This window comes from Thermomicrobium sp. (assembly GCF_053493975.1).
On sequence record NZ_JBRBZA010000031.1, the window covers coordinates 1 to 12,395 of the forward strand.

The following is a 12,395-nucleotide window of genomic DNA, read 5'->3' on the forward strand; positions in this document are numbered from 1 at the left end:
TCGGCCTCTCGGACCGGCCGCTCGGGCTGCTCGGTCGGTCGGTCTACAGCTGATCGTTCATCTCGGTCGCGATCGCGCCGCCACCACCGTCGCATTTCACTCTTCCCCGACGGGCTCGAGAGCATCCGCTGCAGCGCGCAACCGGTGCAAGAGGGCGAGGAGGGGCGACGGGTCGGCGAAGAGCGCTTCCGGCGGAACGAGTGCCCGCCAACTCGCCCGTAACCTGGGCGGCTGTCCCGCCAGCGCTTCGACCTCCAAATCATTCGGCCGGTCACCGATGCGTGCCCGCAAGGAGCGCTGGCCCTTCGCTCCTCGCCAGGAGAGTTGGAGTTCGGGCTTGCCCCCGTTCTCCTGAACGGAGACTGCCAGCGATGGGTCATGCGTCCCGAGCTCCTCCACGGCCTCGGTCAGTTGCCGCCAAGCGAGCAGTCGCCGGTCGTGCTCGTCCAGCCGCCACGGCCAGCCGATCCGCGCCGAGACGCGCCAGCGGAGCCACCGACTCCGCCACAGGGCCAAACCGGTGAGCAGGAGCGCCCCATGCACTGCCCCGAGCACGACAACAGCCGATCGCGGCCCACTGTACAGCTGCGTCCAGTCACCCTGCATGCCGCTCGCGAGATCGAGTGCCGGGTAGAACACCAGCGTGGTCGCGAGGATCATCCCGCCGGCCGTCAGGAGCAGCGCGGCGACTGGCCGGCGCAGCGGAGCGAAGAGGCCAGCCCCGATAGCGACGAGCGAGAGGAACACACTGACGAGATTGCCGCTCGAGGCGATCCAGAACTGGGCGACCGGGTCCGTCACGCCGGTGTACTCGACCCAACCGAGAAACAGCAGGTACCCGAAGCCGACCACGCGTCCACCGGAAAGCCACACCGCGACCGCGTGCCCGAGTTCGTGCGCGAGGACACTGATCGGTACGAGCACGAACAGCGCCAATTCCACGAGCACCGCCAGTTGCTGGGCGGTCACCGGCTCCGCAAAGAGCTGGTGGCGGGCACGCCAGCCCCGCGCGATCGCGCGGACCGAGAGAGCCGCCAGCGCGACACTGACTAGTTGCGAAACCGGGAAACTCCACATCGGATGATCCGGTCCAGCAGGATCGCCTGGTCCTGCTCTCTCCAGTCTACTCCGTCGCGAGACGCGAAGGACGCCCGGAGACTGCCGGGTGGCCAGGAATCACGAACCGCCACAGGAACTCCTGACCGCGCGAGATCCCGATGCGAGGCGTGTTCGCGACACGCTGCGGCGATGAGCCAGACTGAATCCAGAACGGCGGTCGATCGAACGGCAACCCGTGATGATCGAGCGCGATCCCGAATGCCTGAGCGAGCGCTCCCGGCCCGCTCGCCAGCCGGTGCTCCGCCAATCGGTATCCGGCGCGACGCGACCGTTCCCGGCGTTGCTGCATGATCGCGTGGCCAACCAGCGGCATCGCGGCGCGGAGCAAGACAGCACCCGCCGTACCGTCCGGATCGGTGACGATGTTGCAGCAGGGGTAGACACCGTAGGCCCGATAGACGTAGGCATGGCCCGGTGGCCCCCACATCACCCGGGCCGGTCCGTTCCGATAACGGGCCGCGTGCGAGGCTGGATCCTCTGGCCCGCCATACGCCTCGACCTCGACGAGGACACCAGCGACCAGCTCTCCGCCGACCATGCTCACCAGGATTGCGCCGAGGAGATCGCGAGCGACCTCGACGGCCGGACGCGCGAACCAGTCGCGCGGTAAGGCTCGTGCCGGATCCAATGCGATCTGGCTTGTGTCGACCATCGTCCCGACACCGTCCATCGGTCACTCGTGCGTGCTCGCTCTCCCGCTCGGATGCTCGCTGCTGCGCGGCGAGCCGTGGTCTTCGTCTTCTGCTCGTGCTCTCGCCCGACTGCGCAGCACCGAGCCAGTCAACTCACGCGGGATAACCGGAACCCGGCGAGCCGAACGGTACCTTCCGCTCGCTCGAACGACTGCTCCGGCTGACGAAGCGAGTGGTCTCAAGCCAACTCGTCGAGCCGAGCGCGGATCAGCCGCAGGCGCTCCTCGGCATCGGCCAGCTTCGCACGGTGACGCTCCACCACGTGCGCGGGCGCTCGCGTGACGAACTGCTCATTAGCCAAGAGCGCCCGTGTCCGCTCGAGTTCGGCGAGGAGCTCCTCCAGTTCGCGCTGCAGGCGCTGTCGCTCGGCGTCGCTATCGAGCATCCCACGCAGCGGCAAGTAGATCACGGCGTCGTCCACGATGAGCGAGACGACCTGCTTCGGTGCCTCGAGAAGTTCTTCGACGTAGCTCAAACCGTCGCTCGCGATACGAGCCAGGAAGCGGAAGACGCCTTCGCTGTCCTGGAACGCGCGCCGATGCGAGCCTGGATAGACGATCGCCTGGATCCAGCGCGCTGGCTCGACACCAGCTTCGGCACGCGCGTTCCGTACTGCTCGGATAGCCTCCATCAAGAAGCCGAACTCGCGCTCCGCTTCCTCGTCGATCCGTGCCGCATCCGGTTGCGGCCAGGAAGCGACCATGATGCTCTCCCCAGCGTGCGGCAGCCGTTGCCAGAGCTCCTCGGTCACGAACGGCATGAAGGGATGCAGCAAGCGCAGCGCCCGCTCGAGGACGTACGCCAAGGTCTGCCGGGCTGCTCGCGCGCCGGGGCCACCAGCATTGATCGCCACCTTGCTCGCTTCGATGTACCAGTCGCAGAACTCCGACCACAGGAATTCGTAGAGGAGGTGCCCTGCCTCGTGGAACTGATAGCGTTCGAGTCGGTCGGTCACCTCCGCCGTCACGCGTTCGAGGCGACTATGAATCCAGCGATCAGCCAGACTCATCGCCGAGCGCTCAGGCGGTACGACCGAACCGTCCGGTGCTCGCTCGATCTCCCCACCCGCCAGCGCCCGGAGCGTGTAGCGCGTGGCGTTCCAGATCTTGTTGGCGAAGTTGCGGCTCGCCTCGACGCGGCTGAGGCTGAGCTTCATGTCTGTCCCCGGACCGGCCATGGTCACCAGCGTGAAGCGGAGCGCATCGGCGCCGTACTGCTGGGTGACCTCGGTCGGATCGATCACGTTCCCTTTCGTCTTGCTCATCCGCTGGCCACGCTCGTCCCGCACGGTTCCGTGCAGGTAGACCGTGTAGAAGGGCACCTCGCCCATGAACTCCAGACCCAGGAAGACCATCCGGGCCACCCAGAAGAAGAGGATGTCGTACCCGGTCTCCATCACTGAGCCAGGATAGAAGTAACGGAGATCGTCCGTGTCGTCAGGCCAACCCAGCGTGCTGAACGGCCAAAGCCCGCTGGAGAACCAGGTATCGAGTACGTCCGGATCCTGCTCGATCCGCGTGCTGCCGCAGTGCTCGCACCGCTCGATCGCTTCCTCAGCGGTCACGGTGAGTTGACCACAGTCCTGGCAATACCAGACCGGGATGCGATGCCCCCACCAGAGCTGCCGCGAGATGCACCAATCACGGACGTTCTCCAACCAGTGCAGGTAGACCGCGCGGAACCGTTCCGGAACGAACTGGAGTGTGCCGTTGCGCGCCACCTCGATCGCCGGCTGAGCGAGCGGCGCCATCTTGACGAACCATTGCTTGCTGATCAACGGCTCGACGACCGTGCCGCAGCGCTGGCAATGTCCTAAGCTGTAGCGGTGCGGCTCTGTCCGCACCAGGTATCCCTGGCGGTCCAGTTCCTCCACCACCCGCCGCCGCGCCTCCTGGATCGGGAGCCCAGCGAACGGCCCAGCGTTCTCGTTCAGCGTGCCGTTCGGATCGAGGATGTTGACCGGTGGCAGGCCGTGGCGCTGGGCGATCTCGAAGTCGGTGAAGTCGTGCGCTGGCGTCACCTTCACCGCACCGGTACCGAACGCCGGATCGACCGCCTCGTCAGCCACGATCATCAACCGCCGGCCGAGAAGCGGCAGGATGGCCGTCTTCCCAACCAGGTGGCGATACCGCTCGTCGTCCGGGTGCACAGCGACACCAGTATCGCCGAGCATCGTTTCCGGCCGCGTCGTCGCCACGACGACCGACTCGTCGCTCCCCTCGATCGGGTAACGCAAGTAGTAGAGCGTCCCCTCGATCTCCTCGTGATCGACCTCCAGATCGGAGAGTGCGGTCATGCAGCGCGGGCACCAGTTGATGAGCCGCTCTCCTCGATAGATGAGCCCTTTGTCGTACAGCCGCTTGAAAGCCGTGCGGACCGCCCGCGAGGGGCCGGGATCCATCGTGAAGCGGAAGCGTGTCCAGTCACAGGAAGCCCCGAGGATCCGCAACTGCTCGCGAATGCGACCGCGATAGCGGTTCATCCAGTCCCAAACGCGCTCGAGGAACCGTTCGCGTCCGAGATCGTGCCGGGTCAGTCCCTCTTTGAGCAGTTCGCGCTCGACGACCCACTGTCCTGCGATACCGGCGTGATCAGCTCCGGGGAGCCACAGCGTCGGATACCCTTGCATCCGTCGCCAGCGGATCATCAAGTCCTCGATGGCGACGAAGAGGGCGTGCCCCATGTGCAGCTCACCCGTGACGTTCGGTGGCGGCATGATGATGACGAATGGCTTCCGGTTCCAGTCGATAGCCGGGGTGAAGTAGCCACGCTGTTCCCACCAGTCGTACCATCGCGCTTCGACCGTTTGCGGCTGGTACGCCGGAGCCAGTTCGTCCGAATGGGCCACCTGCGTCATCGAGCCCCGCCTCCCTCTTTGGCACGCCGTTGCCTCGAGCCATTGTCAGACGAGTGGGTCGTGCAGCGCTGGATGCACGCGCTTTCCAAACACGAACCACCGTCCACTGGGACGGCCCTCGGAAAGGGTACCGACCAGCGTTGGAAACCGTCAACGCCGCACCATGCGGCTCGCTCGCATGACCGACTCGTGTCAGCCGGGACTGGTGCACGGTGGCAAAAGACGAACGCCTCTATCGACGAGAACCGTCATCTGCCAGAAGGGCGGGCTGACTCCTCACCCCATTCTCCACGAGAATGAACACAGCACAACAGGCCGCGAGACCAGCAAGCACTCGCAGTAACCAAGATAGGGCGCGATGAGCAGCAGTCTCCTCCTGGCGACGATGAGTCGAGCACGCCTCGCTGTCGGGGCAGCAGGTGAGCGAGCCAGCCTCCTGCCACGGCAGGACCCTCGTCTGTTGGTCCCGACGGCCACAGCACATGACCCGATGGGTCGCCGATCGCCGAGTGCGTCACTCCTCCGGTTCAGCGGGCATCGCGGGAAACCGCTGGGCCAGGTGCGCGCGGAGTTCCCCCAACGAGCGCTCCTGGAGGGAGAGCACCAGGTCGTTCACCTCGCGCAACCGGCGGGACAGACGAGCGGAGAGTGCGAGCGCCTGGACAGCCAGCTCGAGCGCTTCCTCCGACGTCATGTCGGAGAGCTGCGCTCGCTCGAGCAGCTGCGTCATCTGCTCCTCGAACGTCGTCACCATCACGCCGAAACTGCGCAGAACGATGCGCGTTCCCTCGCCTGGTCGCTGCTCGCTCATCGCACCCCCACGTTCAGCGCTCGCGGACCGCATCGAGTGCCTGCGCGATGCGCGTGACTGCCAGGTCGACGTCGTCGCGCGACAAGATGAGCGGTGGGAGGAGGCGGACGACCGTCGTCCCCGCTGGCAAGGCCAGGATGCCACGCTCTTGCAGCGCCTTCAAGACTGGGGTCGACCGGACCTTGAGATCCAGGCCGAGCATGAGCCCGATCCCGCGCACCTCGCGCACCAGGGGGTGACCGAGCGCCAGCAACTGCTGGCAGAAGTACAGACCGAGTTCCGCTGCTGCCGGAATGAGCCGGTCGTCCTCTAGCGTTTCCAGCGTGGCCAGACCTGCCGCACAGGCCAACGGATTCCCGCTGAACGTGCTCCCGTGCACCCCGGCCGGCAAGGCGACGGCGACATCTTCCGTCATCAAAGTCGCACCGATCGGCACGCCGTTGGCCAGCCCCTTGGCGACGCAGAGGAGATCCGGCGACACGCCAGCATGCTCGCAGGCGAACCAGGCTCCGGTGCGGAAGGCGGTCTGGACCTCGTCGAACACGAGCAGGGCTCCACGCTCGCGGGTGATCCGTCTCGCCTCCACGAGGTAGCTCGGCTCGGCCGGGTAGATGCCGCCCTCGCCCTGTACCGGCTCCAGGATCACCGCCGCCGTGTCGTGGTCCACTGACTCGGCTAGTGCAGCGACATCACCATAGGGGACGTGGACGACCTCCGGCAAGACGTCCAGGAACGGTTGCCGGTACTTGGGCTCACCGGTAGCCGCCAGCGCGCCGAGCGTCCGCCCGTGATACCCACGCTTCGCAGCGACGACTTTGCGCCGACCGGTCACAGCCCAGGCGAACTTGAGCGCAGCCTCGACCGCCTCGGCCCCCGAATTACTGAGGAACGCGCGCGCCAGACCATGGGGGACGACCGAAAGCAACTTCTCCAGAAAAGCCGCACGCACGTCGGAAGCGAACGATTGGTGACAGCTCACGAGCCGACTCGCCTGGGCCACGATCGCGGCCGTCACGCGCGGATGGGCATGTCCGAGGATGTTCACGCCGTAGTTGCTCATCAGGTCGAGATAACGCTGACCATCGCTGTCATAGAGCCACACGCCCTCGCCGCGGACCAGCGCGATACCGCGCTTGGCGTAAAGCGGCGGTTGCAACGACTCGTCGAGCCGCAGGATCGCTGACGTCGAATGTCCCGTCATGGCTGCACCTCGACCCGGCTTCCCGCCAGGAGCACCGTACCCTGGCCGGCCAGTGCCCGCTGGATCGGCTGGGACACGCGCGCATCGGCAAAGACCACTCGCCCGATCCCCGCTTGCACCGCCTTGCAGCCGGCCTCGACCTTTTTCTTCATGCGCCCTTGCGCTGCTGTCATCGCCGCCTCGACCGACGCAGGGTCGCTGACGTCGATCGTCGCGATGAGCGATGTCGGATCATGGAGGTCGCGCAGCAGGCCCGGGGTGTTGGAAAGGATGACCAGCGCCTCGGCACGCAAGGCGACCGCCAACTGCATCGCCAACTTGTCACCATCGACATTGATCGCCTCGCCTCGATCGCTCACCGCCGGCGGCGTCAACACCGGGAGATACCGATTGTCGAGCAGGAGCTCGAGCAGGCGCGTCTCCACGTGCTCGATGCTCCCCGCATGATCGCCGCGCAGGACCTTGGGCTTCCCGTTCTCGATCGCTCGCAGGATGTCCTTGCGTGGACCGCTCGCGATCCGGCCGTCCATCGCAGTGAGACCGACCGCATTGACGCCGCGCTGCTGCAAGCCTTCGACGAGCCGCTTGTTCACCAGACCAGCGTAGACCATCAACATGAGGTCCATCGTCTCCCGGTCGGTGAACCGGCTCACCTGTCCGGTCGACGAGGTGACCAGCCGGGGTTCGCGCCCCAGCCGGCGCATCCACTCGTCGAGCAGCGCGTTCGCGCCATGGATGAACACGATCCGCTGCTCTGGCCAGAGCGCTGCGAGATCGTCCAGTGTCGCGTTCGGGTCGATTCCCGCGCTTCCACCGAGCTTTACGACCAGCATCCTCGTCACGCCGCTCCCTTCGTCATCGATTCGACCGGTATTTCCCAGATCGTGGTGAGTCCCCAAAGGGATCGCCGGACGGTCGCCAGTTGCCGCCCCGCACCCTCTGCCAACTCTTATCCCCGCTGTTCCTGGATAAAGTGCGGACCACCGCAGTGCCCGACGTTCGCCAGTCGTCTGCCGGGACGGAGGGCAGCTGCCCACTCGGGCAACGCCGCTCCCGCATCCCCCGTCTCGCCGAGTACGGGGACGAACAACACGCGGTGATCGAAAGCGGGCTTCTGGGTCGCGAGCGTACCCCACGACCGAGCTCCGCATGCTGGAACCGGCAGGACGCCGAGCAGCCGCCTGCGGCCTGACGAACGTCGACTTCCTGCTCGCGGAGCTGCATATCGGCCACTGTCACCATGCCCTCCAGACCGACCCGCTCGGCCAAGGGTAAGGCCACTCGTCCTGGCCCCGCGCCCGCATCGAGCACGCGCATCCCTGACCGGACACCCAGCAGCGCAGCCAACTCTTCCGCTCGCCCCATCGCCTGCACGCCCGGCAGTGTCAGGAGCCAGGCGAGTCGCGTCGAGAACGGCCGACGGCGCGCCACCACCGCACCGGCGACGAGGCCAGTCGTCAGCACCGCGAGCCTGAGCCACCGACGCTCCATCATCGTCCCCATCAGAGCGGGTGAAGTCCTGGGAACTCCAGCCCCGACGTCTCTGGGAAACCGAGCCGGATGTTCATCGCCTGCACGGCCTGTCCAGCCGCCCCCTTCATCAGGTTGTCGATCGCCGACATCACGACCAGACGCTGGCGCCCACCGGGCAACTCGTCCAGTTCCCAGCCGATGTCGCAATAATTCGAACCGGCCAAGATCTTCGGTTCCGGATAGCGGTGAAGACCGCTGGCCTCTTTGACCAGGCGAATGAACGGCTCTTGCCCATACGCTGCCCGGTAGACCTGCCAAAGGTCACGGTCCGTCAGCGGCTGCTTGGGAAAGAGGTGAGCGGTCGCCAAGATCCCGCGCACTGCCTCCACGCTCGTCACCGACAGACCGAGCGAGGGGGTTCGCCCGCACACGGTGAGTTCCTGCAGCACTTCGGCGGTATGGCGGTGTCCACCCGGTTTGAAGGGGCGGATCACGCCGCTCCGCTCCGGATGATGACTGGCCGGCCCAGCCTCGCCACCAGCGCCCGATGAGCCGACCTTGCACTCGACGGTGACCGGCAAGTCGAGGTCGACCAAGCCAGCCCGGAACAGCGGGGCGAGACCGAGAATGACCGCGGTCGAATTGCAGCCCGGGCAAGCGATATAGCGCGCGTTGCGGATCTCCTCCCGATGCAACTCCGGAAGACCGTAGACGGCTCGTTCCAGGAGCTCGGGCCTCGGGTGCGTCCAGTGGTACCACCGCGCGTAGGCCGCCGGATCCCGCAACCGGAAGTCCGCCGAAAGGTCGATCACGATCGGCGCCAGCTCGAGAAGCCGGTCGACGATCGGTGCCGTTTCCCCGTGCGGCAAACAGGCAAAGAGCACATCGACCGGTTCGAGCGCTTCGGGCGGGACGAACTTGAGCGTCGTCCGCTTCCGCAGATTCGGATGCACGGTGTGCACGAACTTGCCCGCGCGCGACCGTGACGTGACCTGCTTCACCTCGACTTCGGGGTGGCTCAGCAGCAAGCGAAGCAATTCACCACCGGTATACCCAGAGCCACCCAGGATCGCGACCGAAACGACCATCCGTGACCGCCTCTCCCTCCCGTCGGCGAAAGCGTCAGCGACTCAATGCGATCGCGGGCGACGCTCCTCGCATCGCCCGCGCGAGCACGTAATCGGCGATGAGACCAGCGACATCGATATGTGTCGTCCGCATCAGGCCCTTGAACTCGACACCACCGTTGACTTCCAGCACCTCGAGTCCATCCGCGGTCTCGACGAGATCGACGCCAGCGATCTCCAAACCGATCGTCTGGACGGCCCGCAAGGCGAGATCAGCGAGCTCCGGTGTCACCGGGCAGGGGTGAGAAACCGCGCCGCGGGCGACATTGGTCACCCAGTGGTCGGCCTGACGATAGGAAGCAGCCACCACCCGGTCACCGACCACGAAGACGCGCACGTCGCGGCCCGGCTTGTCCACGTATTCCTGGAGATAGAAGACCCCATGGTGGAAAGAGCCGAGCGACCGCTTGTGCTGCAGCACAGCGCGAGCCGCCGTCGGTGAGTTGACGCGAGCGAGGAGCCGTCCCCAGGAACCGGTCACCGGCTTGATGACAGCTGGATACCCGAGCCGTTCCAGGGCTGCCAGCGCACTCTCGACGTCGAAGGCGACGAGTGTGCGGAGGGTCGGGATACCAGCTGCCGCGAGCAACCGCGTGGTCAGCACCTTGTCGTCAGCGATCGCCGTCGCCTGGCTCCGATTGATCGTCGGGACACCCGCCGACTCGAACAGGCGCAGCGCGACCTGCCCCCGGCTGTGCGCCATGCAGCGATCGAGTACCAGATCGACCCGGGGCCAGCTCCGCTCGTCCGTCAAGTCGAAGACCAGCTGCCGGTCGTAGAGGCGCACGACCTCGGCTCCCCGCTCGCTGAGCGCACGCAGGAGCAGCTTCTCCTCTTCCCGGACATGCGAGAGCAAGACACCGATACGCGGTGCACTCACGACTCGTCCCCCCATCGCCCACCCACGATCTGGGCTGCCACGCGTTCGATCACCCGCTGCAGGACCATGATGCCGCGCAGGAACTCCTCGATCGCGATATGCTCGTTCGGCGTGTGGTCCAACCGCGAGTCGCCTGGGCCATAGGCGACGATCGGGCATCCCCACACTGGTCCGACGATGTTCATGTCCGACGTTCCCGTCTTCACCTTGAGCTTCGGCTCGCCACCGACCTCGCGGATCGCCGAGAGGAACGCGGAGACGAGCGGAGAACGCTTCTCGACGCGGAATCCCGCTGCATTGACCGTCGTGACGACATCGCCGGCACCAGCCAGCCGCTGGGCCGCAGCGACCGCCTTCTCGGGCGGAAAGCCGGGGGGCAAGCGGAGATTCGCACGCAGCCAGGCCTGCTCGGTCAGGCCGTCCCCGTTGGTCACGATGCTCAAGAGGGTCGGCGTTACCCGGTCGAACTCGCGCGTGCGCCCGCTATTCTGCTCCGTGCACCAGGCGACCAGTGCATTCCAGAACGCCACCGCATCCTCCGCGGCGGTCGTGCTCGGTCCAGCAGCATGCGCGGACGGTCGCACGATGCGGTACTCGATCGCGACCGAGCCCTTGTAACCGAGGACGACACCATCCCATCCACTCGGCTCGCCGATGATGACGGCATCGGGGCGGGGATGATGCACGACCAGCCAATTGGCGCCGCGCGAACTCATCACTTCTTCCTCGACCGCGCCGACGACCGTCAAGCGGATACCGGGCGGCAGCTGCACTCGTGCCCCCGCCAAGACGAAGGCTGCCAGCGGTCCCTTGGCATCGACCGCTCCCCGCCCGTACAGCAGGCCGTCGACCTGGCGCACCGGTATCCGACCCGGCACGGTATCGATATGTCCGAGGAGCATCAACTCGCGCGGCCCGCTTCCGCGGGTCCCGACCGCGTTCCCGGCCTCATCGGGTCCCGCTGCATAGCCCAACTCGCTCATGCGCGAGCAGAGCCACTCGACGGCAGCAGCTTCCTGCCCCGACAAGCTCGGGATCCGGAGGAACGCTTCCAGAAATGCAGCCGCCTCGACAGCGAGTTCGGTGGTCATCGCGGTTCCTCGTGTTCCGAGCGCTCCACACGCACTTGTTCCAGAACGAACGCGGCGATCCGCTCCGCGACCGGCACACCCAACTCGGCGAGATCGCGGAACGCCTGCAGATTCTCGGCCGAAATGACGACCATCCCAGCTGGCGTCATCACAGCATCGATCGTGTACACGCCGCTGCCCAACCGACCGATCAGCGCCGACGCCAATGCGTGCCACGGGGCAAGGTCTTCCAGCGCCAGCGGCTCTTCTCCCCGTCCACGCACGACCGCGACGAGTTCGTTCCCCACGATCACCAGGCGCCGTACCGCCTCTGGCTCGGCGACCGCCTTCTGGACCAGCACGGCCCGTTCGTCACCGAGCACGCGCCGATGCTCGACCAATGCCTCGGCAGCATCTGGGTCCTCGACATAGGCGATCGGCATGCGCAGATCGACGACCAGCGGCTTGAGGTAGACCGGATAGCCGAGCGCCTCGATCGCGCGGAAGGTCGCTGCTTCGCCGAAGGCGACCAGCGTCGGCGGCGTAGGGATCCGCGCCAGCACGAGATGCCGGAGAAACGCCAACCGGTCAGCCAGCAAGCGAGTCGTGGCTGGGCGATTGACGATGACTGTGCCACGCGCGGCGAGCAAGGCCGCCAGCGCCGTCGCCTCGCTCGTCGCTCGTTCGCGATCGAGGGCGACCGCTGGAAAATCGATCGCCTCCTCGCTGAGCGGGATCGCGAGCTCGCTCGGATCGCGCAGCTGTGCCTCCCAGCCTACGGCAGCGAACGCCTGCTGCAGGAGGCGCTCCTCGACCCGCAACCGCTCAGCGAGGAGTGCAACCGTCCTCATGATCACTCGCCCCAGTCCTCTTCCTCGGCCGGCGCCAAGCCGAGCTCGAGCGGGTCGACCGAGAGCACTTCCAAATCAGCGCCGCATTCCGGGCAAGAGACGATCTCCCCGACCTCGACGTCCTTGAGTCCGAGATCCGCACCGCACTCTGGGCACATAGCTCGACACTCCCTCCTACTCCTGTACGACTCGCAAAACGAATCGGCGGTGAGCTTGTGGGCCCACCGCCGCTCCGGCTCGACGCTCGCGTGTCAGGTCAACACGACCATCCGCAGGCGCTTCCGGTTGCGGCAGGAGCCCCCAGGCACCTGGGG

The 12,395-nt window shown here is 66.4% G+C and carries 12 protein-coding genes; 1 reads left to right on the forward strand and 11 read right to left on the reverse strand.

Going from position 1 to position 12,395, the window contains the following annotated elements; all coding sequences use genetic code 11:
• Window positions 1-96: 96 nt before the first annotated feature.
• The 6 genes from ACWIVK_RS05680 to ACWIVK_RS05705 all read right to left on the reverse strand — a co-directional run bounded on the left by ACWIVK_RS05680 (window position 97) and on the right by ACWIVK_RS05705 (window position 7,513).
• Window positions 97-1,077, reverse strand: coding sequence for a hypothetical protein (locus ACWIVK_RS05680; protein WP_448575607.1), 981 nt, complete (start codon window positions 1,075-1,077; stop codon window positions 97-99).
• 46 nt (window positions 1,078-1,123) lie between these two features.
• Window positions 1,124-1,789, reverse strand: coding sequence for a DNA-3-methyladenine glycosylase (locus tag ACWIVK_RS05685; RefSeq protein WP_448575608.1), 666 nt, complete (start codon window positions 1,787-1,789; stop codon window positions 1,124-1,126).
• A gap of 200 nt (window positions 1,790-1,989) precedes the next feature.
• Complete coding sequence (locus tag ACWIVK_RS05690) at window positions 1,990-4,668, reverse strand: valine--tRNA ligase (protein ID WP_448575609.1); 2,679 nt, start codon at window positions 4,666-4,668, stop codon at window positions 1,990-1,992.
• Between the two features lie 514 nt (window positions 4,669-5,182).
• Window positions 5,183-5,479: a hypothetical protein gene (locus ACWIVK_RS05695; protein ID WP_448575610.1), complete on the reverse strand. Its 297-nt coding sequence runs from the start codon at window positions 5,477-5,479 to the stop codon at window positions 5,183-5,185.
• A 13-nt stretch (window positions 5,480-5,492) separates the two neighbouring features.
• Entirely contained in the window at window positions 5,493-6,680 is a 1,188-nt protein-coding gene (locus ACWIVK_RS05700) for an aspartate aminotransferase family protein (protein ID WP_448575611.1), read from the reverse strand.
• Complete coding sequence (locus ACWIVK_RS05705) at window positions 6,677-7,513, reverse strand: [LysW]-aminoadipate kinase (RefSeq protein WP_448575612.1); 837 nt, start codon at window positions 7,511-7,513, stop codon at window positions 6,677-6,679. The genes ACWIVK_RS05700 and ACWIVK_RS05705 overlap by 4 nt, the downstream gene beginning before the upstream one ends.
• Window positions 7,514-7,829: 316 nt before the next feature.
• Between ACWIVK_RS05705 and ACWIVK_RS05710 the strand changes: the two genes are divergently transcribed.
• Window positions 7,830-7,955, forward strand: coding sequence for a hypothetical protein (locus ACWIVK_RS05710; protein ID WP_448575613.1), 126 nt, complete (start codon window positions 7,830-7,832; stop codon window positions 7,953-7,955).
• A 227-nt stretch (window positions 7,956-8,182) separates the two neighbouring features.
• On the opposite strand, the gene argC is transcribed toward ACWIVK_RS05710, so the two are convergent.
• From argC to lysW, 5 genes are read right to left on the reverse strand one after another with little or no spacing between them, the layout of a single operon-like run.
• Window positions 8,183-9,241 carry an N-acetyl-gamma-glutamyl-phosphate reductase gene (gene argC / locus ACWIVK_RS05715; protein ID WP_448575614.1) on the reverse strand — a complete coding sequence of 353 codons (1,059 nt, stop codon included), beginning with the start codon at window positions 9,239-9,241 and terminating at the stop codon, window positions 8,183-8,185.
• A 34-nt stretch (window positions 9,242-9,275) separates the two neighbouring features.
• Window positions 9,276-10,160 carry a lysine biosynthesis protein LysX gene (lysX, locus tag ACWIVK_RS05720; RefSeq protein ID WP_448575615.1) on the reverse strand — a complete coding sequence of 295 codons (885 nt, stop codon included), beginning with the start codon at window positions 10,158-10,160 and terminating at the stop codon, window positions 9,276-9,278.
• Window positions 10,157-11,251: a [LysW]-lysine hydrolase gene (locus ACWIVK_RS05725; protein WP_448575616.1), complete on the reverse strand. Its 1,095-nt coding sequence runs from the start codon at window positions 11,249-11,251 to the stop codon at window positions 10,157-10,159. Before ACWIVK_RS05725 ends, lysX begins: the two co-directional genes overlap by 4 nt.
• Window positions 11,248-12,081 carry an ATP-grasp domain-containing protein gene (locus ACWIVK_RS05730; protein ID WP_448575617.1) on the reverse strand — a complete coding sequence of 278 codons (834 nt, stop codon included), beginning with the start codon at window positions 12,079-12,081 and terminating at the stop codon, window positions 11,248-11,250. Before ACWIVK_RS05730 ends, ACWIVK_RS05725 begins: the two co-directional genes overlap by 4 nt.
• Window positions 12,082-12,083: 2 nt before the next feature.
• Complete coding sequence (gene lysW, locus ACWIVK_RS05735; protein ID WP_015922469.1) at window positions 12,084-12,239, reverse strand: lysine biosynthesis protein LysW; 156 nt, start codon at window positions 12,237-12,239, stop codon at window positions 12,084-12,086.
• Window positions 12,240-12,395: the final 156 nt, after the last annotated feature.

Excerpts from the sequence above, each read along its gene's own strand:
- ACWIVK_RS05680 (WP_448575607.1), bottom strand. The coding sequence starts at position 1,077 with ATGTGGAGTTTCCCGGTTTCGCAACTAGTCAGTGTCGCGCTGGCGGCT.
- ACWIVK_RS05685 (WP_448575608.1), bottom strand. The coding sequence starts at position 1,789 with ATGGACGGTGTCGGGACGATGGTCGACACAAGCCAGATCGCATTGGAT.
- ACWIVK_RS05690 (WP_448575609.1), bottom strand. The coding sequence starts at position 4,668 with ATGACGCAGGTGGCCCATTCGGACGAACTGGCTCCGGCGTACCAGCCG.
- ACWIVK_RS05695 (WP_448575610.1), bottom strand. The coding sequence starts at position 5,479 with ATGAGCGAGCAGCGACCAGGCGAGGGAACGCGCATCGTTCTGCGCAGT.
- ACWIVK_RS05700 (WP_448575611.1), bottom strand. The coding sequence starts at position 6,680 with ATGACGGGACATTCGACGTCAGCGATCCTGCGGCTCGACGAGTCGTTG.
- ACWIVK_RS05705 (WP_448575612.1), bottom strand. The coding sequence starts at position 7,513 with ATGCTGGTCGTAAAGCTCGGTGGAAGCGCGGGAATCGACCCGAACGCG.
- ACWIVK_RS05710 (WP_448575613.1), top strand. The coding sequence starts at position 7,830 with ATGCTGGAACCGGCAGGACGCCGAGCAGCCGCCTGCGGCCTGACGAAC.
- argC (WP_448575614.1), bottom strand. The coding sequence starts at position 9,241 with ATGGTCGTTTCGGTCGCGATCCTGGGTGGCTCTGGGTATACCGGTGGT.
- ACWIVK_RS05725 (WP_448575616.1), bottom strand. The coding sequence starts at position 11,251 with ATGACCACCGAACTCGCTGTCGAGGCGGCTGCATTTCTGGAAGCGTTC.
- ACWIVK_RS05730 (WP_448575617.1), bottom strand. The coding sequence starts at position 12,081 with ATGAGGACGGTTGCACTCCTCGCTGAGCGGTTGCGGGTCGAGGAGCGC.
- lysW (WP_015922469.1), bottom strand. The coding sequence starts at position 12,239 with ATGTGCCCAGAGTGCGGTGCGGATCTCGGACTCAAGGACGTCGAGGTC.